The organism is Arthrobacter terrae (assembly GCF_015708085.1).
GTDB lineage: Bacteria > Actinomycetota > Actinomycetes > Actinomycetales > Micrococcaceae > Arthrobacter_M > Arthrobacter_M terrae.
In genome coordinates this window covers 92,964-114,801 of record NZ_JADNYM010000003.1, presented here as the reverse complement: position 1 = coordinate 114,801, position 21,838 = coordinate 92,964, and the positions used below count along the sequence as shown (strand labels likewise).

The window sequence follows — 21,838 nt, the reverse complement described above, 5'->3', positions numbered from 1 at the left end:
GCTGGCAGCATCGACTACGTGGATACAACTGAGACGACAAAAACAACGAACCCGCCGGAGGCAACGGCCATAACAACTCCGGCACCAGGAGCAACAAAAGCAAGTTACCGCCGGCTCCACGCCGTGGCGCCCGGGCTAAGCGTATGCGCCATCGCCGTGCTGGCCGCGCTGGCCATTGGACGGCTGATTCCCACGGTGAGTGTGTTGCTGATCGCGATCGTTCTGGGCGCCGTGCTGCGCAACCTCATCCGGCTTCCGGCTGTCTTGGACCCGGGATTCAAGGTCGCCGCTAAAACCCTGCTGCGCGCCGGCGTCGTCCTCTTAGGTCTGCAGCTCCTGCTCGGGGACATCCTGGGGCTCGGAGCGGGAATGATTCTGGTGGTGGTCGGCATTGTCGGCATCGGTATCCTCGGCACACTCCTGTTGGGAAAATGGATGGGAATTACCCCCACCCAACGCCTGCTCATTGCCTGCGGATTCTCGATCTGCGGCGCGGCTGCCGTCGCAGCGGTGGACGGCGTGATCGAGACCGAGGATGAGCAGGAGGTCATCACCGCTATTGCCCTGGTGGTGATTTTCGGCACGCTGATGATCCCCTTCATACCGTTCGCCGCGGGGCTGCTGGGACTGTCCGGGCAGCAGGGCGGGATGTGGGCAGGTGGCTCCATCCATGAGATCGCCCAAGTAGTGGCGGCGGGCGGTGCTCTTGGCGGGGCTGCCCTTGGCGTAGCGGTCATCGTAAAACTGGCGCGGATTCTCATGCTTGCTCCCGTCATGGCCGTCATCAGCATCCGCCGGCGCCGGTCCATGAGCGGCACGGACAGCACATTACGCAGGCCTCCCGTCATGCCGCTGTTCGTGCTTGGCTTCATTGTGCTGATGCTCATCCGCTCCACTGGAATAATCCCCGGTGCAGTCCTAGACGTGGCGCAGGTGGGCCAAACAGCGCTGCTCGCCGCCGCCATGTTCGCCCTGGGGACCGGCGTGCACCTGAAATCACTCAGAACCGTTGGCCTCAAACCCTTCGCGCTCGCCGCGGCCTCCACTGTGCTGGTGGCGGGTACGTCCCTGATCGGCATCCTGCTGGTCGGTTGACGGCGGCCCGCCCGTCGGCTGGCACCGGGTGTGCCGGTGCGTTGTGGGAACATTGAGCTAACTGATTCCCCATGTCTGACTTTTGGAAAGGCTCCTCTTGACCTCTCTGCCCGGCACCTCGGCCAGCACCCCCCGCCCGGAACTGGCACGGTACATTGACCACACACTCCTCAAGCCCGATGCCAGCGAGGCGGATGTGCTCAGGATCTGTGCCGAAGCTGTGGCCCACAACTTTAAATCAGTCTGCGTCAATCCGATCTGGGTCAAAACCGTGCATAACGCGCTCAAGGGCAGCGGGGTGCTGACCTGTTCGGTGATTGGTTTCCCGCTTGGTGCCACCCCTACGGATGTCAAGACGTATGAGGCCCGGGGCGCCGTCCTTGATGGCGCGGACGAAATCGACATGGTGATTAACATCGCCGCGGCGCGTGCGTTGGACCGGGGCGCTTTAGTGGAGGACATTTCCGCCGTCGCCGAAGAGGTGCACATCGGTGATTCCATCCTGAAGGTGATTATCGAAACGTTCCTTCTCACTGACGACGAAAAGCGGCTGGCCTGCGAGGCCGCCGTCGAAGCCGGGGCGGACTTTGTCAAGACGTCAACGGGGTTCAACGGCGGCGGAGCAACGGTGCAGGACGTGTCGCTGATGCGTGCCGCCGTCGGACCTGGTCTGGGAGTTAAGGCCTCCGGCGGAATCCGCACGCTGGCCGATGCCCGTGCCATGATCGACGCCGGGGCAACCCGAATCGGAGCCAGCGCCGGAATCGCGATTATCCGCGAGGAAACCGACGGCACGGCAGCGGATCCGGTGACCGATGACAGCCATCGCGCGGGATCGTACTAAGCTTTCAGGCAGAACCGTTAGGCGTGCAGCCGGCGCCCCACATCACACCCCCTCGGGGGCCAGGAGGAAACATGTCCAACCGTGCGCAAGAGCGTGAGAATAACCTCGTGCAGAGCATTATTCTCTTCGCCATTTTCTTCGTGATCTTCGTCGGCGGCATCTTCGCCATGTCATTCCTGTCACTGTCCAACGCGTGGCCGATGGCAATCGCACTGGGGCTGTGCTTCGTGGGACTGGTCATCCCCCTGACCTGGCTGAACAAATCCGACTCGGGTGCCAAATAGCCGATTTACCCCTTTGATGGGGACCTGTCTGCAGCGGGCCCATACCGACAGCCCCTCCCTGCCGCGTCCGTGAAAAGGATGTTCACCCGGTCAGCTGTTGTAGAAGCGCTGGGCCGGCAATCCGGCTAAACCCGTTCCCTTCGGTGTCAGGCGTGCGTCAGCGAGGCTGGACCGTTAGTTATTCGGTGAAAATTGCGTCCAGTACACCCTGTGCCCAGGCCAGGACCTCGGCGTCTGCGAGGTCGCGGCCACCGATCCGCGCCGTCTTCGGCTTCGGGATCAACACGGAATCGAGCGCATTCTTGACCATGGCCCCCGGGTACATCCGCTGCAGCCGCATCAGCTTCGACTCGGGCAGCCGAGCAGGCGCAAACTTAATAAAATTACCCTGCAGCGCGACGTCCGTCAGCCCCGCGGCACGCGCAGCGACGCGGAAACGGGCGACGGCGATCAGGTTCAGTGCCGCTGCCGGCGGCTCCCCATACCGGTCGGTGAGCTCCGCCAGTACTTCCTTGATCGCGTCCTCCGTGGCCGCCGCCGCCAATTTTCGGTAGGCCTCCAGTCGAAGCCGCTCCCCCGGAACATAATCGTGCGGCAGGTGTGCATTGACGGGCAGTTCAATCTTCATTTCCGCCGGACGTTCCTCAGACTCGCCTCGGTAGTCCGCCACCGCTTCGCCCACGAGGCGGATGTATAGGTCAAAGCCCACACCCTGAATATGCCCGGACTGCTCCCCACCCAGCAGATTGCCCGCACCGCGGATTTCCAGGTCCTTGAGCGCCAGCGCCATACCGGCACCCAGTTCATTGTGCGCGGCGACGGCCTTGAGCCGCTCCAGCGCCACCTCACCCAGCGGTTTGTCGAACGGGTAGAGGAAATACGCGTAGGCACGCTCGCGTCCGCGGCCCACCCGGCCGCGGAGCTGGTGCAGCTGGGAGAGGCCGAAGTTATCCGCCCGGTCCACGATGAGCGTATTGGCATTGGAAATGTCCAGACCGGTCTCAATGATCGTGGTGCAGACCAGCACATCAAAGCGCTTCTCCCAGAAGTCCACAATGATCTGTTCCAGCCGGGACTCACTCATCTGCCCGTGCGCCACAGCCACGCGTGCTTCCGGCACCAGCTCCTTCAGATGCGCGGCCGTGCGTTCAATAGAGGAAACCCGGTTATGCACAAAGAACACCTGCCCCTCGCGCATCAGCTCACGCCGGATCGCCGCCGAGGCCTGCTTGTCCGTATACGCCCCCACATAGGTCAGCACCGGATGCCGCTCCTCCGGGGGCGTGGCCAGCGTAGATGTTTCCCTGATCCCGGTCAGCGACATCTCCAGTGTGCGGGGAATCGGCGTCGCGCTCATCGCCAATACGTCCACGTTGGTGCGCATCTTCTTGAGCTCCTCCTTGTGTTCCACCCCGAAGCGCTGTTCCTCATCCACAATGACCAGGCCCAGGTCTTTGAACTGCACCTCTTTGGAGAGCAACCGATGCGTGCCAATCACCACGTCCACGGCTCCGCTGCGCAGACCTTCAACGGTTTCCTTGCTTTCCTTCGCCGTCTGGAAACGCGACAGCGGCTTAATCCGCACCGGGAAACCGGAGAACCGCTCGCCGAAAGTCTCCAGGTGCTGCTGCGCCAGCAACGTGGTCGGCACCAGCATCGCCACCTGCTTGCCATCCTGCACCGCCTTGAACGCCGCCCGGACCGCGATCTCGGTCTTCCCGTAGCCCACATCGCCGGACACCAGTCGGTCCATCGGGACTTCCTTTTCCATATCCGCTTTGACCTCATTGATCGTGGTCAGCTGGTCCGGGGTTTCCACATAGGGAAACGCCTCCTCCAGCTCGCGCTGCCACGGCGTATCCGGACCGAAGGCATGCCCGCGGGTCGCCATCCGGGCCGAATACAGCCGGATCAGCTCGCCGGCAATTTCCTTGACCGCCTTACGCGCCTTGTTCTTGGTGCTGGCCCAGTCCGAGCCGCCCATTTTGCTCAGCGCCGGTGCATCGCCGCCCACATAAGCAGTGATCTGGTCCAGCTGATCGGTCGGAACGAAGAGCCTGTCCCCGGGCCCACCGCGCTTGGCGGGCGCATATTCGAGCACCAGGTACTCGCGCAGCCCAGCTCCCCCGCTTGCGCTGGTGGAAACCTTCCGCTGCATCAGCTCGACGAATTTACCCACGCCGTGTTGTTCATGAACCACAAAATCACCCGCACGCAGCTGCAGCGGATCCACGGCATTGCGGCGTCTGGACGGCAGCCTGCGCATATCGCGGGTCGAGCTGACCGAGTTTTTCCCGAGCAGGTCCGCCTCCGTCAGCAGCCCCAGCTTGAGCCCGTCAAAGACAAAACCGCGGCCGACGGCGGCGGTAGTGATCTCGATGATGCCCGGCTGCGGCGGCCGGTCCAGACTCTCCACCCGCGCTGCAGGAATGTTGGCGTCATGGAACAGCTCGGCCAACCGCTGCGCCGGCCCGGGGCCGCCCGTCGCCACGACCAGACGCCACTGATCACTGACCCTTGAGCCGATGAACTCCATCATCTCCGCCACGTCCCCCTGATATCCGCGCGGTTCGCGGGCGGGCAGGTTCAGCACGTCGATGTCCGGGAGCAGGTCCTCATCGGTGCTGAAGGAGGTGATGGACCACCAGCTCACGCCGGCGGCGAGCGCACTGGCCCGGGTAACGGCCAGGGATTTGAAACTCGCCGCTGTCAGATCCAAGCCCTCCTGCGAGGCCAGATCCAGCGGGGCGACTCCGCCTTCGGAGGCCGTGGACCAGGCAGCTTCCAGAAACTCCTCGTTGGTTGACTCCAGATCGTGGGCACGGGCACGGACTTTTTCCGGTTCCACCACTACGGCCACGGAACCGGGTGGGAACAATGAACTCAGCGGGACCATCCCAGCCACCAGGGCGGGAGCGAGAGATTCCATTCCCTCCACGGCAATACCGCCGGCAATTTTTTCCAGCATGGCCGCAGCAGCAGGCATCTTGTCTTTAAGCATCGCGGCCCGTGACATCACCGAGGGCGTGATCAGAATTTCCCGGCATGGCGGCGCATACAACGTCGTCGGGTGCACCACGCCGATCGTCCCCAGCGAGCGCTGGTCCGCGACCGCGAACCAGCGCATCTGTTCCACCTCATCGCCAAAGAATTCCACCCGGATCGGGTGGTCCTCGGTGGGTGGGAAAACGTCCAGGATCCCGCCGCGTACGGCGAACTCACCGCGGCGCGTCACCATGTCCACCCGTGCATAGGCCGCCCCTGCCAGGCGGGTAATCAGATCGCTGAAGGAGACCTCATCGCCGACTTTGACAGTAACCGGCACCAGATCCCCCAGTCCCGCCACCAACGGCTGCACCACAGCCCTGACCGGCGCCACCACGACGCGCAGCTTTTCGCCCGGCTCCGGGTGGCTGAGCCGGCGCAGCACCGCCAGTCGACGGCCCACCGTGTCTGAACGCGGCGAAAGGCGTTCGTGCGGCAAAGTTTCCCAACTGGGAAATTCCGCCACCGCGTCAGCGGGCAGAAACGCGCGCAGGGCCGCCGCAACGTCTTCCGTTTCGCGTCCCGTTGCCGTCACTGCCAGCACGACGCCACCGCGCCCGTCCGGACCACAAACGCCCGCCAGGCCCTCGGCCACCTCGGCCAGTAGCGCGGCCCGCAGCCCCGACGGAGCCCCGAACTGAAGATCCTGGCTGCGCTCGGCATGCGGGGTGGCCGCATAACCGCGGACGCGCGCAAAAGCAGGATCGTCCAGCAGGGCAGTTCGCAGGCCATTTAGGCTCATGGATGTTTCTCCTCAGCAGAACAAAAAAGGCGCGCTGATAACAAAAAGCCAGCACAATAACCCGAAGTTCATAATGAACCCCGGGGACAACTCAATCTTACGCGCCGAAGGCCCCAGCCCCGAGGGGACCCCAGCGTCAAGCCCGGCGTCCAACCCGGGAGCCCGACCACGAAGGCCGTCGTCGATAGCCGTCGTCAATAGCCGTCGTCGGGAGCCGTCGTCGGGCGTGCAGCGGCGCTCACTGTATCCTAGGATCTGCCGGACGCCCGCTCAACAACTTATCGGAGGAACCATGGCGCTGCGCGCAACCACAACTCTTTCCCATCCCGCCCAGCGGGTTACGGCGGTCTTCACGGATGAAGACTTTATCCGCAGCAGCACCGAATCCATCGGCGGAAAACTGACCTCGTTCGAGCGCACCGGCGCACTGGAGACAGCCTTCAGCACCAAAACGGTCCGCACGTTGCCCACGGACAAGCTCCCGGAGCTGGCCAGGAAATTTGTCGGTTCCTCGATCACTGTCAGCCAGCTTGAAGACTGGTCCGCTCCTGCGGCGGATGGCTCCCGCGAGATCGCCGTTACACTCTCCGTAACCGGCGCACCCCTGACCGTGACCGCCGTCGAACGCATTCTCCAGCAGAACTCCGGCAGCCTGGTGGAGGTGGAGGGAACCGTCACTTCGGCCGTCCCTTTCCTCGGCACAAAAATAGTTGAAGCCGCCGAACCGATGATTGGTAAGGCCTTGAACCTGCAGGCCACGCATGCGCAAAAGTGGCTCGATGAGCACCGTGCAGCGGACCCGGCCTGAGGCCGTACAACGACCGCCTAATCGACAAAAACCTGGAGAACCTCTCGTGCAGCTCCCCCTTGGCCTGTCCATCGTGCTGATCATTGCCGGCCTCTGGTCGCTGCTGGTCTGGCCGCAATTCATGCGTCGGATCCTCAAAGATCCCCGGTCCCGCGACCAGGACGGCAGAGCCACCCGGTTCCTCACAACTCACCTGATGCTCGTCTCCACCTCCATGGTGCTCGGGCTGGCTACGGCAGTGATCGGCATTCGTACCCTGGTCAGCCCAACTGGGTAGCAGCAACTGCAGCCAAAACGCGTTTTGCGTGCCGTAGCTGCTACCCAGTTGGGGTGGCGGCGGGCAGCGTGACAGACATCGTGGTACCGCTGCCCACCTTGGATTTAACGCTGACATCGCCACCGTGGCGGACCACTATGCCCCGGGCAATTGCCAGGCCAAGTCCGGTCCCGGGTATGGCCGCAGCCGAGGCATTTGTGGCCCGGAAAAAACGCCCGAACAGCTTGGGCAGGTCCGATTCCGGGATGCCAATTCCGGTGTCGGAGACGTCAATGGTGACTGCCGCGCTCCCATCCGCGGCCGCTGTTTGCCGTCCGACGACGACGACCCGGCCGAGCGCGGGCGTAAACTTCACGGCGTTGGAGACGACATTGGTAAAGACCTGCTCCAACGCCGCTGCGTCGCCGCCGACCAGCAGGGAACCCTCGGAATAGTCGCATTCAAGGCTCACCCGCTTCGCCGCTGCGATCGGCTGTAGGGCTGCGACGACGGCGGTGAGCAGCGTACCGACGTTAACCTCGGTCGACGTCACCTCGTCGGCAACGGAATCCATCCTGGAAATGGTGAGCATGTCCTCAATCAATTGCCGCAGCCGGTTGGCATTGCGGTCCACGATATCCAGCATTGCCAGTGCAGCCGGCGGAACGGGACCACCGGCACCATCGCGGACCATATCCAGGTATCCGGTGATGGAGGTCAGTGGGGTGCGCAGCTCGTGGTTCACGGTGGCCACAAAGTCACTTTTCGCTTTGTCCAGTTCCAGCAGGCGCTCCATGACGCTCTGCTGCCCGGTGATCAGATGCCCCTGCACCAGAGCATGCTCGAGGTTTCCGCAGACCTGCTGGACCAGCGTGACCTCCGCCGTGGTCCACATCCGCGGGCCGTCGGTCATCAGCAGCCAAACGATACCGAAGGCGGCTTTTCCTTCACCGAGCGGTACCGCCAGGGACGCCAGGACTTCCGGCGCGCACACACCCTCGGCCAGCTCGGCACCATCGGGCAACTCCTGGCGGTCCGCATGGTCATCGACAGCCAGCGCCTTGGTCGAGGACCAGAGCCGGTCGGCCAGATGCTGCGTCGGTCCGCCGGCCTCTTCCCATGGCAGCTCCACGGCGGACAAGCCCGGGCGGTTCCATTCGGCGGTGAGATGGGGGACCCTCGAGTCTTCAAAGACGTGCAGCCAGACGCGATCGGCCCCAAAGGTCTCGCCCAGGCCAGCGACCATGTGGGCGGCCATGGCGGCGGGATCATTGGTGCTGCGGACCGCCACCAAAATGGCCCGGGCCTGCTCGCGCAGCCGTTCAGCCCCCTGCCGGGCAATCCGCAGCTGGCCGAACCTGGCGAGCACGGTGGTGATCCGGTGCACGAATGCCGGCCCGAAGAAGGGGGCAATGGCATAGTCCGCTATACCGGCGGCAAAACCCGTGGACATGTCCGGCATTCCGGAAATGGACGTCAGTCCAACAACCGGAGTGCCTGCTGCGTATTGGTCCCCGTTCAGCAGGCGCAAAGTGTCGATGGCGGACGACGTAGGCCCGTCCACGTCCAATAAAATGATGTCCGGCGTCATTTCAACCGGCGCCATCAACCCGCTCGACCGCGACACCACGGCAAGTCCTGCCGCCTCAAGTTCCGCCGTCACGCTCCGCCGGATTTGCGCGTCGGGGTGGATCACCAGGGCCGTCAGCGCAGCCGTCCGCCGCTGAAAAGCAGGCACAGCCTGCTCTGTTGCCGCAGTGTCTATCACCGCAGTGTTTATCATCGCAGTGTCTATCATCACCGCCCCCCTTACAGTCGACAAGACCTTTATTAGGGCTACACTACCCCGCAGGGACGGCACTACTGCACCATGCTCCGGTAGACTAGGGACCGGTGCGCCGGGAAGTCTGGTCGGCAATGGATTTGCCGCACCCTCCCACCGATTGTGAGATTCCCGATGCCAACACCAACCTCCCCGTCAGATTCACGCCGAAGCCGGCCGGTAGCCCGCATCTTCAGCCGTTCCAGCTACCCCGAGCATCTGCGCGTGGCCGCCATTTTGCGCAAAGAGACCGTCGGCGGCGCCCTCCTGCTGATCGCCACCGTCGCCGCCCTGATCTGGGCTAATTCGCCCGCGTCGGAGAGCTATTTCGCCCTTCGCGACACCACCGTCGGAGTGGACTTTCTGCACCTCATGCTGCCGCTGGGGCATTGGGCGGCCGACGGTCTGCTGGCAATTTTCTTCTTCGTCGCCGGGCTGGAACTCAAACGGGAATTTGTGGCCGGAGACCTGCGCAATCCGAGCCGGGCGGCCGTGCCGGTAGCAGCGGCATTTGGCGGCGTAGCCCTTCCCGCGGTGCTTTACACCGTGGTGAATCTCGCGGCGGGCCCCGAAGCATTGCGCGGCTGGGCCATCCCCACCGCCACTGACATCGCGTTCGCCCTGGCCGTACTGGCGGTGATCAGCACGCATCTTCCCGCGGCCCTGCGGACCTTCTTACTGACCCTGGCAGTAGTGGATGACCTCATTGCCATTGCCATTATCGCGGTGTTTTATCCCGGTGAGCTGCACCTGTCGATGCTGGCATTCGCGCTGATCCCGCTCGCTGCCTTCACCTTTCTTGTGCAGAAGCGGATCCGCAGCTGGTACCTGCTGCTGCCGCTGGCGCTGGCGGTCTGGATCCTGATCCACGCCTCCGGGATCCATGCCACCGTAGCCGGCGTCCTGCTTGGCTTCGCCGTTCCGGTGCTGCGTTCGCGCAAAAACGGCGGCCCGGAGGCCGGCCCGGGGCTTGCGGAGCATCTCGAGCACCATATCCGCCCCCTGTCCGCCGGCGTGGCCGTGCCACTTTTCGCTTTCTTCTCCGCAGGCGTCGCCATTGGCGGTGCAAGCGGGCTCAAGTCCGCGCTGACCGATTCGGTAGCGGTGGGCATTGTGGTCGCGCTGGTCGCCGGCAAAGCGTTGGGCGTGTTCGGTGCGACCTGGCTGGTCACCAAAACCAGCAAAGCCGAGCTCGACGACGGTCTGGCTTGGATCGACGTCGCAGGTCTTGCACTCCTGGCCGGGATGGGTTTCACAGTTTCACTGCTGATCAGCGAGCTGAGCTTCGGCGTGGATTCCGCGCATAACGACCACGCGAAGGTCGCGATTCTCGCGGGATCGCTGATCTCCGCCCTGCTCGCGGCCATTGTGCTGCGCGCCCGGAATCGGCATTATCGCCACGTCGCGGAGCTGGAGACGACAGATCGGGATGGCGACGGTATCCCCGACGTATTCGGTAAAGTGTGAGGTACGACTGCAGCTGACGGGGTCGATCGCAGCCACCCGCGCCCCACCCACAGACTCGCCCGGGCATGGGCAGCCACAGCTGACGCCGGCCGATTTCACTCTTCTCCCTCTCTCTCACTGTCTCTCGCTCACTGTCTCTCGCTGACTCCCCTCGCTCTCCCCCACTGTCCCCCACTCGCTCCCTCTCTCAAAGGTTTCCGCATGAGCTCCATGGTCCGTCCGTCAGCAACGGAGGTGCCGCTGGCGACGCTGCTCGTGGGCAGCGGCGGGCGCTATTCCTCGCTGATCCGTCTCCTGCCGCTGGCGATCACCATGTTTGTCACCGGTGCTGTCTTCAGCGCGGCCTATCCACAGCTCCTTGCCGAGGCATCATTTGCCGCCGGTTACCTGGTGCTTCTGGGCAGCATGGTCTCCTCCGTGCTGGTGCCTTGGCATAGGCTCCCCCGCAAAGCGCCGCTGGCGCTGCCGATACTTGGCCTACTGGCCATCGGTCTGGCACGGGTGGGTTCTCAATCGGTGCTGGACGTCCTCGGACTGATGACGGTTTTCCCGGCCATCTGGCTGGCCACATCGGATAAGTACCGCGGCGTCGCCGTCAGCACCGCCGGAACCGCCGCCATCGTCGTCGTTCCCCTGCTTCTGGCCGGAACGCCGTTCACCTCGCAGCAATGGGCCAGACTGGCCCTGCTGCCGCTGGTGGTGGCTGCCGTCGGCCTGACCGTCAGCGTGATCACCGGTCGGCTTGAAGCCCAGACCCGCGGGCTGCGCGCGGCTACTTTCCGGCTCAAAGCAGCATTGGCACGTGCCGGCGAGCAGAAGCAGCTGCTGCAGTCCATCCTCGACGCCGTGGAGGTCGGCGTCGTTGCAGTAGATGCCGACGGCAACACACTGCTGACCAATAACCCGGGCCTCGCCGAAGAACATATGGCGGCAAAAAGGGCGCAGCTTCGAGGTGCCCCACGGATCGAATGGGAGGCGATGGGCGAGGGCACAAAGATCATGTATGAATCCGACAGACGCACACCCATTCCCCCCGAGCGCCGGCCCGTCGCCAGGGCAAACCGCGGCGAAATATACAGTAATTACCTGTTCTGGACCGAGGAGCATGGGCGCCGGCTCGCCTACTACGCCACATCCCGCCCGGTTCTGGACGCTGAGGGACGGACCACCGGGTTTGTTATAGCCTTCGCCAATATCAGCGCGCTGATGGAGGCCACCGCGGCTCAGAACGGGTTTGTGGCGTCGGTCTCCCATGAGCTGCGGACACCGCTGACGTCCATCCTCGGTTATACGGATCTGCTGCGCGAGCGGTTGGAGGATTCCGCCGTCAACCCTGGCCCCGAGCTGGACATTATTGAGCGCAATGCCGAAAGGTTACGCACGCGCGTGCAGGATCTGATGTCCGCCGCCGAGTCCACACTGAGCATGACACCGGTGCAGATGGACCTGACCGCCGTAGTGCACAGTGCCGTGGAATCCATTGCGCCGGCCGCCAACACCCGCTCCATCAGCATCATCAACGAAGTCAGTGGCCCGCTCGTGGCGCTGGCTGATCCCGACAGAATCGGCCAGGTGTTGGACAATCTCTTCTCCAATGCCGTCAAGTACAGCGAGCCCGAAACCACCGTTACCGTGCGGTGCCACAAGGACGCCGTCGCCGGTCAGGCCGTCGTTGAGATTCAGGATCAGGGGGTCGGAATCGCAGAAGAAGACCAGGACCATGTCTTTACCCAGTTCTTCCGTTCGGAGACCGCACGTAATTCCAATACCAAGGGCTTCGGCCTGGGTCTGAATGTGGTTAAGTCCATTGTGGAACGGCACGGCGGTTCCATCCGGCTGCTCAGCTCACCGGGGCACGGGACGACCGCGGTCCTGCGGCTGCCACTGGGAACGTCCAGCTAGCTTCCCGTGCCGGCAGCTTTCGAAGCGCCGCCCTGCAGCGTTCGGACGGGTTAGGGCTTCCGGTGCTTGGCGACGGCAATCCTGTCCAGCAGCTCCTGTGGCCGAAACGGCTTGGTCAGGTAGTCATCGGCCCCCGATTCCTGCCCCCGCAGCATATCGATGGCTTCCGAGCGCGCCGTCAGGAGGACGATGAACGCGTTGCTGAACTGCCGTATCTGCCACGTAACCTCTAACCCGTCGATATCCGGCAGACCGACGTCAGCCGTAATCACCGACGGCTGGTAGGTACGCACTGCGGCGACGCCCTCGTTCCCGGTTGCGGCACAGTGAACTTCATAACCCGCCTGGGTCAGGATGAGCGAGATTAGCTCGCGGATATCCGCTTCATCCTCGATCACGACGGCAACTGGACGTGCGTTCACCGGGCTCCTTCTGTGGCTGCTTTGTGAAGTGGGAAATCTAACTTGGTCTGCTACTGAGGTCGCTGGGCCATGGAGCATCCAAGGCGAGAGCCAACACAGTAGAGTGCACCACAATACCCGCACCGGCACCTTCGGCCGCCGCGTAATCTCCGCGGGTCAATGCTGTTTCGATGCAATGACAGAGCTGCTCCATGCGAAGCGCACCGATCATCGCTGATGTAATCTTAAGACTCAAAACCGCGTCCATGGCCACTGCGGAATCCTGTGCACGCAGGGCATGGAGGATCCGGCTGACGCGGCCCGGCAGCATCGCCAGAAACGTTGACATGAAACGCTGCACTGCGTCGTCGTTCTGCGTCTCTTCGCTCAGACTCGCCATGCTGGACCATTTGACGACGGGTTGAACTGCACGAGCGTCGGCCCCTTCAAGCATTTGTGACCTCCATCGCTTGGCATCGTGGAGAGAGGTGCCATCGTTTTGCCGTCACGGTGACCTCTCCAGTCCGGGTTGCAGGGGGAACAGCCGTATTATGGCGGCCGATAGAACCATATTGCTTGCCCAACCTCAAGTGCATGCCATGAGGACGGTAAGGAAATCCGCAAGATTGCCGCAGCAGTTTCCCGCACTTGTGATAGGCGAACGGCGTCACGGGTGAAGCCCTCCAGGACGCGGGCTGCGGGCGGCATTGTGCTTTATGATTGAGCTGCGCCGATGGTGTGGTGTGCTGACTTTTCCAAATGCTGTGCCGAAAGGGTCGAGTGTATGTCGGATCAGTGTGGAAAAGGACCCATTGTGAGTGAAGTCCGTGAGTAGAGGCGCAACAAATGCACTGATTACCCGCTACTTCAACCAGCAAAGCCTGCGGATCCGCGTAGTGCTCACGCAGGTCCCGCTGACCATCAGCACGGCAGTAATTGTCGGTATTGCGGCGGTGTTCCGCCCCGATGCGCTGGAAGATCCGCTCTTCCAGATTGGTCTGTGGTGCCAGGGCGTGCTGCTGCTTGCCTGCGTGCTCATTCCCTGGGGTCGCCTGCCCCGCCCCAGTTTCCTCGTCATTGCCTACCTGGACTTTGTTGCGGTGGGATTTTGCCGGGAAGGCAGTACGAATTCCCTGTCGGGAGTAGGCCTGCTGGCATTGTTTCCGGTCTTTTGGCTCGCAGCCTCCGGCGTTGCCCGCAGGATCTCCATTATCAGTGGCACTTTGGCGACGCTGCTGATGGTCTGGGTTCCGCTTTTTCTTGCTCCTGGTCCCCCCACCACGGAGCAGCTGGGCCGTCCACTGATTCTGCCGATGATGATGCTGGCCTTCGCCATTACCGTCGCGGTGATGATCGCCCGGATGGACGCACAACGTGAACAGCTGGAGGAAAAGGACTTGGCGCTGCGGGAGGCGTTGGCTGCCAGTCACGATCGGGAGCGTCTGCTCGATGCCATTGTCAACACCATCGGCGTGGGTCTGGTAGCCGTGGACGCGGCCGGGCACGACATACTGATGAACCGCAAGCAACGGCTGTTCCATCGGCTCGCGGCTCCGAAGGATAATGCAGACCCGGCGGAGGCAGACCTACTCATTTTCGCAGCCGATCGCTGCACCAAGCTGACACCGGCCGAACGCCCGGTGGCACGTGCCATCCAAGGAGAGATCTTCTCTCAGGTCCTCGTTTGGGCCGGACAGGGCAACGAAGCCCGCGCACTTTCCGCCTCCGCCCGACCCATTCCGGGGGCCGACGGCGCTGCGGCAGGGTCAGTGGTGGCATTCTATGACGTGACGGAGCTTGTGACAGCGCTCACGGTCAAGGACGACTTCGTTTCCAATATCTCCCACGAACTGCGCACTCCGCTGACCTCTATCCTGGGCTATTTGGGCCTGGCGCTGGATGATCCCACCGTTCTTCCCAAAGAAGTCTTCCAGTACCTCAGGGTGGCCGAACGAAATGCGGACCGGCTCCTGACCCTCGTCACCGATCTGCTCTCCACTGCATCGCGGACCATGGCGATTAAACCGCGGCTGACAAATCTGGCGGAGATCATCGAGGACAGCCTCGATTCGGCCGGGCCGCCCGCCGCCGAGAACGGCGTAATCCTTCTCAACCACGGGAGGGAACCGCTCTACGCCACGCTTGATGTTGGCCGCATCGGCCAAGTACTGGATAATCTCATCTCCAACGCGATTAAGTACTCGCCCAACGGGGGCACAGTCACCGTCCGGACGAGTACCACAAACGATTCGGTGATCTGCGACGTTGCGGACCAGGGCATTGGTATGGACAAAGAGGAGCAATCCGCAGCCTTCGACAGATTCTTCCGTGCCGGACCTGCGCTAAGCCGGGCAATTCCCGGCGTCGGCCTGGGGTTACTGATCACCAAGACAATCGTCGAAAACCACAACGGCACCATGCACCTGCGGAGCGAGCCAGGCGTCGGCACCACAATCGGGTTCACTATTCCGCTGCATGCATTGACCGAACAGAACACACCATCGGCAACTGGTGAAGCAATCCAGGTGCCGCGGTAAATCCGGTGTTCTAACCTAGGGCGCCAGCCGGTAACCGACACCCCGGACAGTTTTCACCCATCGCGGCGCCTTGGGATCGTCACCCAGCTTGCGGCGAAGATTGCCCATGTGCACTTCTATGGTGCGTTCATCCGCATCGCTGATATAGCCACCGGTATCGTAGTCATCATCACGGAGCCGGCGCACCAGGTCAGCCTTCGTGCGCACCATCCTGCCGCTTTCCATTAGCGCGTGCAAAAGATCGAATTCGGTACGGGTCAGCTCCAGTTCGGCTCCGTCCACTTCGGCGGATCGGGTGGCCCCATTGAGCAGCAGGCCGTTGTGCAGGAGGTTGCCCGGATCACTATCGGCGATGCCGGGTGAGTCTGCGCGCGTGCCGGGTGCCGTCATGGCGGGACCTGGAATGGCGGGACTTGGAATGGCGGGACCTGGAATGGCCGACGACGCTGACGTGACGGCACTGTAAGGCACAGCACCGTCGGGCAAGGCACCGGCAGCGACGGCGCCGTCGAGCAAGGCGCCGGCAGCAACAGCGCCGCCTGACGGCGCCTCAGCTGTCCGCGTGCCGGCAGCAGACGTCGGTTCGTGCCCGCGCCGCGGCCGGCGGAGCATGGCGCTGACGCGGGCGCGCAGTTCACGCGGGCGGAAGGGTTTGGTCAGATAATCGTCTGCCCCGGATTCCAGTCCCATTAACGTGTCCAGCTCCTCGGCGCGGGCCGTCAGCATGATGATATAGCTGTCGCTGAACAGCCGGATCTGACGCGCCACCTCAAAGCCATCAATATCGGGCAGACCCAAATCGAGAGTGACGATCGTCGGCGAGTATTCCCGCACGGCTTTCACGCCTGCAGCACCGCGATCTACCGAATGGACCTCAAATCCGGACTGATTCAGGACTACTTCAATCAGCTCACGAATGTCCTGATCGTCCTCGATAATAACGGCTACCCGAGGACCGTTCATCCCCTACCCCACGATTCTGTTAAGCCCGGTAATTCTTTTGAGACCGGAGAGAGCTATGCATACGTGCACTGCATCGTAGTATAACGGCTCGTAGGTGTTCCGGGTTTCATCGGTGTCTGCCGCTGCGGTCCATGCAGAGATCCGAACCTGGCAGCGTTAGAGGCTATTCGCTGTCGTCGGGGCGTCCTGGACCAGTTTGTAGCCCACGTCGAGGGTTCCGTTGGCGTTGGTGCTATTCCGCAGGCCAGTGCTGGTCTTGAACGTCATTTTGGTCGATGCCGTCACGATTCCGGAATCAGCCGGCAGCAGAACCGCACCGTTCACGTCCCTGCCGCCCTTCATCAATGTGGTCGGGTAGATATCCACATTATTTAGGTTGAAGCCGTTGTTTGTTCCGCCGACGGTGAGGCTAAGCCGCGCCCTCATCTGATCGCCGGTCAAGGTCACCAACAGGTCCTGCGTGTAGGTCAGCGTGTCCCCGGGCACCACCTTGTAAGTGGCAACGTTGATGGTGCTACCGGAGGAATTAGTCCAATGGCCCTTGTCGGTGGCCGTGTTGACCTCCAGGTTCAAATCGCCCGAGACAACGGAGCCCATGGAGGCGCTCTGCGTCTGATTCCAGGTAGCCAGCGTTCCGCCACCACCAACCAGCAAAATTACACCGACGCCGGTCGCAATCGCACCCTTGACTAATTTGTTCATCACAATTCCTTCGTTTCTTTAATGCTCACGACTTTGGGGGTGAAAAAAGCCTTACTGTGCATTCGCGGATGCCGGCGCCTGCTGCTCCAGCTTGTAGCCAATCGGACCGAAGTTGTATCTCTGGTTGGCGCTGTCGCGACCCGTGGTGGACGCTTTGAACGTGAAGGTAGTGGAAGCCGTCACCACGTGTCCGTTGACCGACGCGGTGAGGACATCGCCGGAGGTAATCGGCTTGGCTGCGGTCGCGTCTTTGAGCGCCGTTGGCGACACGTCCACACTGGCTGCGGTAAAGCCTGCGTTGACACCCGCGTTCGTGACGCTGAGTTTGGCTTTCATCAGGTCGCCGGTCAGCGTGACCAACAGGTCCTGCGTGTAGGTCAGCGTGTCCCCGGGGACCACCCTGTAAGTATTGATGTCGACAACCGTGCTGTTGGCGTTCGTCCATTTGCCGCCGTTGGTTGCACTGTTGACCTCAAGGTTCAGGTCACCGGAAACAATCGAACCCATGGACGCGCTTTGTGCCTGGTTCCAGGTAGCGAGCGTCCCGCCACCGCCAACCAGAAGAACTACGCCGACACCGGTTGCGATTGCACCTTTGACCATCTTGTTCACTGTGAAGCCCCTTGGTTCCTGATCCCCAACAGCAGGCCTTCCCGCTGATAAAGACAACCATCCGGCAGGGACCTCAAGAACCGGCGCGTAAAATCCGGAAGAACTCCTCAACCTTTCCGCAAGATCTCCTCACGACGGCCTCAAGTTGAATACATTCCCTGACCCCACCGGTGGTACTGGAACGTCCGGTAGAGCGGATCCCCCGCCAGAGTCCCCTGCATCGGCTGGATCCGCAGGGTGTAATCGCGAAAATAGGCGGCCTTGTCATCGGAATTTGTCCAGGGGAAGGTAAGCGTCGCGCTTAGAGCCTCAACTACCACCTCGGTGCCGTAGGTCGAGCTTTTGGATGTCAGAGTCACAATATAGCTGGTTGCCCCGGTGGCCTTGGTCCAGGTGAACGTCACGGCCGATTCCGTAGTCCCCTGGGCTACCGAGTAAGGTCCGATGGTCAGAGCCGGCAGCGGTGACCGCCCTACTGGGTCCAGGTAATAACAATTTCCGGATTGCTCCGGGGCGTATTGATATGTTCGGTAGGTTGCATCCCCCGCAGTACTCCCATTCATCGGCTGGATTCTTACGCTGTATTTTCCGAAGGAAGCCGGCGTGCGGTCCAGCGTAAAAATGGCCTGATTCGAACTTACGTTCGTTGTCTTGGCGTAGGAGTATCCGGTCTCATCTAAGGCGACGCTGACACGATAGGTGGTGGCGTTGGCGGACGCCGGCCAGGAGAATCTGATGTCCGCGGTCTTGGCGCCGGTCAGCTCGGACTGAGGACGGACGGATGCACAGCTCACGGTATCGGGCACAATAGTTACCGGCCGGGTGGCCAGCACCGGATCAATAACCACACGCCCGCCGGCTGTCGATGGCGGGATGGTGGTGGGTGGCGGGGTCGGCGTGGCGGTCGGAATCGGCGTGGCGGTCGACGTCGGCGTGGCGGTCGGGGTCGGCGTGGGGGCTGCGGCAACGGCGCCAACTGTGACGGCAATCGTCGCAGTCGCGCTCTGCTGCCACTTCGCTACTGCAACGGCTGCTCCCGTTCCCATGAAGACCACCAGGGCGAACGCCACCGCAGCGGCAGTAAATCCCGGTAGGGCCCGCACCTTCGCCATTGCACCGCGCGCCGTGCGCGGCCGACCCGACAGATTCGTGGGTGGGATGTGGGCGCTCATGCGTTCCTTCTCCGTCTATGTCGGCGTGCAGCACTAACCAGATATAAAGCCGGCGTCCCCAACGCCACAAAAACGGCCCAGAACGGGTTGTTGACCATTACGTTGCTGTGCGCGCTGGCGGATTCAAACGTCGTTCCGGTTATTTCCCTACTCGGCGCAACTTCCTGCGGCGCATCTGCGGTATTCATGACTGCGGCCGCTGCCGGCGCACCAGTTCCCCCGCGGTCTGCCGTGCCCAGGCCGCGAACGGTGGTCCCGGCACCAGCGCAGGCATTCAACGCCCGCATGCTGGGGGTGATGTCCTGCAGCAGAAATACCACGTCAAAATCAGCGTTTTGCGAGCGCGTCTCATTCGATGCCGCCAGCGGCAGAGCCAACACCATTTCCAGGTGAATGGTCTGCCCCGGCTGTAGGCTCCAACCGGACATGACCTGAGTACACCCGCCGGCAGCAGCGAGAGCCATGTCAGCCGATTTCAATGAGCCGGACTGCACCTGCAGGCCCAGATTCCTTGCCAGATCGGTATTTCCAGGCCCGCTCACTGCGGCAATGGAGAGTGTGGCGGCGTCCGCGCTGTTATTGCGGACCCAGATGCCTGCTGTAGTTGACGTACCGGGGACGTATCCACTAAGTCCGGAAAAGATCGGTCCGGTCGTCCGGCCGGCAAAGTGCCTGCCGTCAATGCTCAGCAGCAGGTTGTTCTCCACTGCCCGGGCCGGTGCCGGGGACAGCACCACCAAGGACATGGTCACCGCAGCCAGAGCGAGCACCGATGCAGCACCGTGTACATGCAGGACGGGGCGGCGACGACGACGCTGGACAAACGTCGTCGTCCTCAGTTGCTCCTGGCTCATGCTGTCGCCCGGGTCTTTTTCTTTAAAAGCGCCCCGCGGATGGTGGTGAAGACACCGAAGGCAATCAGCGCTACGCCGGCTATCGGCACCAGTGCGCCGCGGTTGACCTGGCCGGCCGCATTAGCCACGAACCCTACATAGGGCACAGCGTAAAGCAGCTTCCCGCGCACCTGAACCTCATGGACCGGAGCCTCGTCCTCCAGGGAATTATTGTCACCCTTGGTGGTGAAGACCCGCTCGCCGCTTTGCGTGGAACTGACGGACACTATCCGGTGGCTGATCACCGCAGGCTTACCTGATTCGATTTGGTACGTGATGATGTCCCCGACCCGCAAGTCCGCGAAGGGCTTCGGTTTGACCACCATGAACGTGCCGGGAGCATACTTCGGGGCCATGGAATTGGTCAGCACCGTGTAGGTCTGGGAACCGGTGACCAGCGGAATAAGGATCAGCACCAACGCCGCAAGGGCTGCCGCGACGAGGACGACCAGAGCAATGGAGCGGCCAGCGAACCGTACCGCTTTCCCGGCCGGGCTCCGGACTGCTTCTCCGCGACGACGGCCGGGACGACCGTCCAGGACAGAACCGGCTCTCAGACCGGCATTGTCCTTAAGACCGGCATTGTCTTTAAGACCGGCACTATCTTTATGAACAGCTGCATCGGTTCGCTTGGTCTTGGACATATCGTTCCTTCTCAAAGCTGTTCGACGGCGAGCGGCAGGGAAATGCCGGCGCTTTTACCCTGCAGGCTCCCGGGAGCATTGCCGGCCAGCGTAACCTGGAAGCAAAGAACCTTACTCGCGTTTTTCGCAATGCTCACCGAGGCAGTGGTCTGCGCGCCGGCGTACAGCGCTGCACTTGTGCACTGCGCCAAAGCGTCGGCGCCAACAGCCTTCACACTCAAAAGGGAAGCAACGCCGCTTCCCGAGGTGTCAGTTATAACCGGTTCGCCCGCACCGGCTTTGATCGTAAAGTCTCCACCGGCATTGGTGGCATTGCCCAGCTGCACCCCCGTGTAGACCGACTGCCCCGGGACAACCACACCGATGGGCGTCGTGCTCAAAGCAATAGTCGCTGCCGTACCGTCGGCCAGCGTCATATCCATTGAAGTGTTCGTGGGGCCATCGGTTAGGCTGACGCGGAAATCCGCTGCCTGCACCGTGCCTGCATTGGAGTTAACCGCTGCGTTCCATAGAGCGTAAGTTCCCTGCACCGTCAGCAGACCCAGCACGACGGCGGCAAGGACCAAGCCGGCTGCCTTCAGTGCTCGTGGGGTACGCATAATCTCTCCGGAAGGGGTGGCGGTGTGCCGGCATCATGTCCGCACACCACCGGGGTTTCAATTCAACAGATCCGCTCAGCGGGCCTGTTGGGCGGCCCCGCTAGAGGCTGTTGGGGGCAGGCGGTGCCTGCTGCACCAGCTTATAGCCCACGCCGCCGAACTCGTACGACTTCGCGCCGGCCCCGTCGCGGGCATCCGTGCTGGTCTTGAACGTGAAGGTAGTGGAGGCGGTCACGACGTGCCCGTTGACTGAAGGCGTCAGAACGTCATCTGCAGCAATGGCTTTCACGCCATCCTTGATGGTGGTAGGCGCTACCACCACATTCTTGTCCAGAAACGTGGTGTTGACGCCGGTACCGGTCACGGCAAGCTTGGCGGCCATTTGATCTCCGGTCAGCGTCACCTTCAGGTCCTGCGTGTACGTCAGGGTCTCCCCGGGAACCACCTTGTAAGCCTTGACGTCAACAACAGTGCCCGCGGCGTTCGTCCATTTGCCGATGTTGGTTGCACTGTTCACTTCAAGGTTCAGGTCACCGGAAACAATCGAACCCATCGACGCAGTTTGTGCCTGGTTCCAGGTAGCGAGCGTTCCGCCACCGCCGACCAGCAGAACTACGCCGACACCGCTTGCGATTGCGCCTTTGGCCATCTTGTTCATGGTGAAACCCCTTGGTTTGAAAGTCCTGCTCAGCAGGCCTTCCCGCTGATAAGTACAACTATCCAGCGGCAGCCTGAAGAACAAGGCCCGAAAATCCGGAAGATCCACGGAAGAAAACCACAACCTTCCCGCAAGACCGGCGAAGCCTCAAGATCATGACAGGAAAACCTCAAGAACAGCACAAAATGCCGTACTCTCTATGGGAGCAGCAGTAGGGCCCAGTGCCGCGGCCGAAGCGACGCAGGTCGAGCGGCCGGAACCGGGCGGTATTTCGGTCAGCCGACCGAACGTGACCAGGGCCGTAGTGCCATGCACTTTAGGGCCCGCCGGCCCCACCAGCCCGCAGGAGCGAGCACGGCGTTGGTGCGTTGCTGCGTTGGTGCGTTGGAACC

20 protein-coding genes are annotated in these 21,838 nt (G+C 62.3%); 8 read left to right on the top strand and 12 right to left on the bottom strand.

Features of this window, described 5'->3' with window-relative positions; genetic code table 11:
* Positions 1 to 18: 18 nt before the first annotated feature.
* The 3 genes from IV500_RS02800 to IV500_RS02790 all read left to right on the top strand — a co-directional run bounded on the left by IV500_RS02800 (position 19) and on the right by IV500_RS02790 (position 2,223).
* On the top strand, positions 19 to 1,095 hold the full coding sequence (locus IV500_RS02800) for a YeiH family protein (protein ID WP_312875802.1): 1,077 nt from the start codon (positions 19 to 21) through the stop codon (positions 1,093 to 1,095).
* 97 nt (positions 1,096 to 1,192) lie between these two features.
* Complete coding sequence (gene deoC / locus IV500_RS02795) at positions 1,193 to 1,939, top strand: deoxyribose-phosphate aldolase (RefSeq protein WP_230854389.1); 747 nt, start codon at positions 1,193 to 1,195, stop codon at positions 1,937 to 1,939.
* Positions 1,940 to 2,010: 71 nt separating this feature from the next.
* On the top strand, positions 2,011 to 2,223 hold the full coding sequence (locus IV500_RS02790; RefSeq protein WP_196395303.1) for a hypothetical protein: 213 nt from the start codon (positions 2,011 to 2,013) through the stop codon (positions 2,221 to 2,223).
* Positions 2,224 to 2,401: 178 nt separating this feature from the next.
* Here the strand turns inward: IV500_RS02790 and mfd are convergent, their stop codons facing one another.
* Positions 2,402 to 6,010, bottom strand: a complete 3,609-nt coding sequence (gene mfd / locus IV500_RS02785; protein ID WP_196395302.1) for a transcription-repair coupling factor — start codon at positions 6,008 to 6,010, stop codon at positions 2,402 to 2,404.
* A 292-nt stretch (positions 6,011 to 6,302) separates the two neighbouring features.
* Here mfd and IV500_RS02780 point away from each other — a divergent pair, with 292 nt between their 5' ends.
* Both IV500_RS02780 and IV500_RS02775 read left to right on the top strand, forming a co-directional pair.
* On the top strand, positions 6,303 to 6,818 hold the full coding sequence (locus IV500_RS02780; protein WP_196395301.1) for a DUF2505 domain-containing protein: 516 nt from the start codon (positions 6,303 to 6,305) through the stop codon (positions 6,816 to 6,818).
* A gap of 46 nt (positions 6,819 to 6,864) precedes the next feature.
* Positions 6,865 to 7,095 carry an SCO4848 family membrane protein gene (locus IV500_RS02775; RefSeq protein ID WP_196395300.1) on the top strand — a complete coding sequence of 77 codons (231 nt, stop codon included), beginning with the start codon at positions 6,865 to 6,867 and terminating at the stop codon, positions 7,093 to 7,095.
* A gap of 40 nt (positions 7,096 to 7,135) precedes the next feature.
* Here IV500_RS02775 and IV500_RS02770 read toward each other — a convergent pair whose 3' ends face one another.
* The gene (locus tag IV500_RS02770; protein ID WP_196395299.1) at positions 7,136 to 8,857 is read right to left on the bottom strand and encodes a sensor histidine kinase; all 1,722 of its coding nucleotides are present in this window, start codon (positions 8,855 to 8,857) and stop codon (positions 7,136 to 7,138) included.
* A 174-nt stretch (positions 8,858 to 9,031) separates the two neighbouring features.
* On the opposite strand from IV500_RS02770, the gene nhaA reads away from it, so the two are divergent.
* Both nhaA and IV500_RS02760 read left to right on the top strand, forming a co-directional pair.
* Positions 9,032 to 10,363 (top strand): Na+/H+ antiporter NhaA, encoded by a 1,332-nt coding sequence (gene nhaA, locus IV500_RS02765; RefSeq protein WP_196395298.1) that lies wholly within the window; start codon positions 9,032 to 9,034, stop codon positions 10,361 to 10,363.
* 201 nt (positions 10,364 to 10,564) lie between these two features.
* Positions 10,565 to 12,265: a sensor histidine kinase gene (locus IV500_RS02760; protein WP_196395297.1), complete on the top strand. Its 1,701-nt coding sequence runs from the start codon at positions 10,565 to 10,567 to the stop codon at positions 12,263 to 12,265.
* A 50-nt stretch (positions 12,266 to 12,315) separates the two neighbouring features.
* Here the strand turns inward: IV500_RS02760 and IV500_RS02755 are convergent, their stop codons facing one another.
* Both IV500_RS02755 and IV500_RS02750 read right to left on the bottom strand, forming a co-directional pair.
* The gene (locus IV500_RS02755; RefSeq protein WP_312875801.1) at positions 12,316 to 12,687 is read right to left on the bottom strand and encodes a response regulator transcription factor; all 372 of its coding nucleotides are present in this window, start codon (positions 12,685 to 12,687) and stop codon (positions 12,316 to 12,318) included.
* 37 nt (positions 12,688 to 12,724) lie between these two features.
* Positions 12,725 to 13,120: an Hpt domain-containing protein gene (locus IV500_RS02750; RefSeq protein ID WP_196395295.1), complete on the bottom strand. Its 396-nt coding sequence runs from the start codon at positions 13,118 to 13,120 to the stop codon at positions 12,725 to 12,727.
* Between the two features lie 373 nt (positions 13,121 to 13,493).
* Between IV500_RS02750 and IV500_RS02745 the strand changes: the two genes are divergently transcribed.
* Positions 13,494 to 15,203: a sensor histidine kinase gene (locus IV500_RS02745; RefSeq protein WP_312875800.1), complete on the top strand. Its 1,710-nt coding sequence runs from the start codon at positions 13,494 to 13,496 to the stop codon at positions 15,201 to 15,203.
* A gap of 15 nt (positions 15,204 to 15,218) precedes the next feature.
* Here the strand turns inward: IV500_RS02745 and IV500_RS02740 are convergent, their stop codons facing one another.
* From IV500_RS02740 to IV500_RS02705, 8 genes are all read right to left on the bottom strand, one after another.
* Complete coding sequence (locus tag IV500_RS02740) at positions 15,219 to 16,166, bottom strand: response regulator transcription factor (RefSeq protein ID WP_196395294.1); 948 nt, start codon at positions 16,164 to 16,166, stop codon at positions 15,219 to 15,221.
* Between the two features lie 156 nt (positions 16,167 to 16,322).
* Complete coding sequence (locus tag IV500_RS02735; RefSeq protein ID WP_196395293.1) at positions 16,323 to 16,868, bottom strand: alternate-type signal peptide domain-containing protein; 546 nt, start codon at positions 16,866 to 16,868, stop codon at positions 16,323 to 16,325.
* Positions 16,869 to 16,919: 51 nt separating this feature from the next.
* Positions 16,920 to 17,471 carry an alternate-type signal peptide domain-containing protein gene (locus tag IV500_RS02730; protein ID WP_196395292.1) on the bottom strand — a complete coding sequence of 184 codons (552 nt, stop codon included), beginning with the start codon at positions 17,469 to 17,471 and terminating at the stop codon, positions 16,920 to 16,922.
* 149 nt (positions 17,472 to 17,620) lie between these two features.
* On the bottom strand, positions 17,621 to 18,652 hold the full coding sequence (locus tag IV500_RS02725; protein WP_196395291.1) for a hypothetical protein: 1,032 nt from the start codon (positions 18,650 to 18,652) through the stop codon (positions 17,621 to 17,623).
* Entirely contained in the window at positions 18,649 to 19,506 is an 858-nt protein-coding gene (locus tag IV500_RS02720) for a hypothetical protein (protein ID WP_196395290.1), read from the bottom strand. The genes IV500_RS02725 and IV500_RS02720 overlap by 4 nt, the downstream gene beginning before the upstream one ends.
* Positions 19,503 to 20,189 carry a signal peptidase I gene (locus IV500_RS02715; protein ID WP_196395289.1) on the bottom strand — a complete coding sequence of 229 codons (687 nt, stop codon included), beginning with the start codon at positions 20,187 to 20,189 and terminating at the stop codon, positions 19,503 to 19,505. The genes IV500_RS02720 and IV500_RS02715 overlap by 4 nt, the downstream gene beginning before the upstream one ends.
* An 11-nt stretch (positions 20,190 to 20,200) precedes the next feature.
* A complete protein-coding gene (locus tag IV500_RS02710; RefSeq protein WP_196395288.1) occupies positions 20,201 to 20,788 on the bottom strand; it encodes a SipW-dependent-type signal peptide-containing protein in 588 nt (195 codons plus the stop codon).
* Between the two features lie 100 nt (positions 20,789 to 20,888).
* Complete coding sequence (locus IV500_RS02705) at positions 20,889 to 21,446, bottom strand: alternate-type signal peptide domain-containing protein (protein WP_196395287.1); 558 nt, start codon at positions 21,444 to 21,446, stop codon at positions 20,889 to 20,891.
* Positions 21,447 to 21,838: the final 392 nt, after the last annotated feature.

Bases quoted from the DNA above. Each gene is read 5' to 3' on its own strand.
- IV500_RS02790 (WP_196395303.1), top strand. From the start codon at position 2,011: ATGTCCAACCGTGCGCAAGAGCGTGAGAATAACCTCGTGCAGAGCATT.
- mfd (WP_196395302.1), bottom strand. From the start codon at position 6,010: ATGAGCCTAAATGGCCTGCGAACTGCCCTGCTGGACGATCCTGCTTTT.
- IV500_RS02780 (WP_196395301.1), top strand. From the start codon at position 6,303: ATGGCGCTGCGCGCAACCACAACTCTTTCCCATCCCGCCCAGCGGGTT.
- IV500_RS02770 (WP_196395299.1), bottom strand. From the start codon at position 8,857: ATGATAAACACTGCGGTGATAGACACTGCGGCAACAGAGCAGGCTGTG.
- nhaA (WP_196395298.1), top strand. From the start codon at position 9,032: ATGCCAACACCAACCTCCCCGTCAGATTCACGCCGAAGCCGGCCGGTA.
- IV500_RS02760 (WP_196395297.1), top strand. From the start codon at position 10,565: ATGAGCTCCATGGTCCGTCCGTCAGCAACGGAGGTGCCGCTGGCGACG.
- IV500_RS02750 (WP_196395295.1), bottom strand. From the start codon at position 13,120: ATGCTTGAAGGGGCCGACGCTCGTGCAGTTCAACCCGTCGTCAAATGG.
- IV500_RS02740 (WP_196395294.1), bottom strand. From the start codon at position 16,166: ATGAACGGTCCTCGGGTAGCCGTTATTATCGAGGACGATCAGGACATT.
- IV500_RS02735 (WP_196395293.1), bottom strand. From the start codon at position 16,868: ATGAACAAATTAGTCAAGGGTGCGATTGCGACCGGCGTCGGTGTAATT.
- IV500_RS02730 (WP_196395292.1), bottom strand. From the start codon at position 17,471: ATGGTCAAAGGTGCAATCGCAACCGGTGTCGGCGTAGTTCTTCTGGTT.
- IV500_RS02725 (WP_196395291.1), bottom strand. From the start codon at position 18,652: ATGAGCGCCCACATCCCACCCACGAATCTGTCGGGTCGGCCGCGCACG.
- IV500_RS02720 (WP_196395290.1), bottom strand. From the start codon at position 19,506: ATGAGCCAGGAGCAACTGAGGACGACGACGTTTGTCCAGCGTCGTCGT.
- IV500_RS02715 (WP_196395289.1), bottom strand. From the start codon at position 20,189: ATGTCCAAGACCAAGCGAACCGATGCAGCTGTTCATAAAGATAGTGCC.
- IV500_RS02710 (WP_196395288.1), bottom strand. From the start codon at position 20,788: ATGCGTACCCCACGAGCACTGAAGGCAGCCGGCTTGGTCCTTGCCGCC.
- IV500_RS02705 (WP_196395287.1), bottom strand. From the start codon at position 21,446: ATGAACAAGATGGCCAAAGGCGCAATCGCAAGCGGTGTCGGCGTAGTT.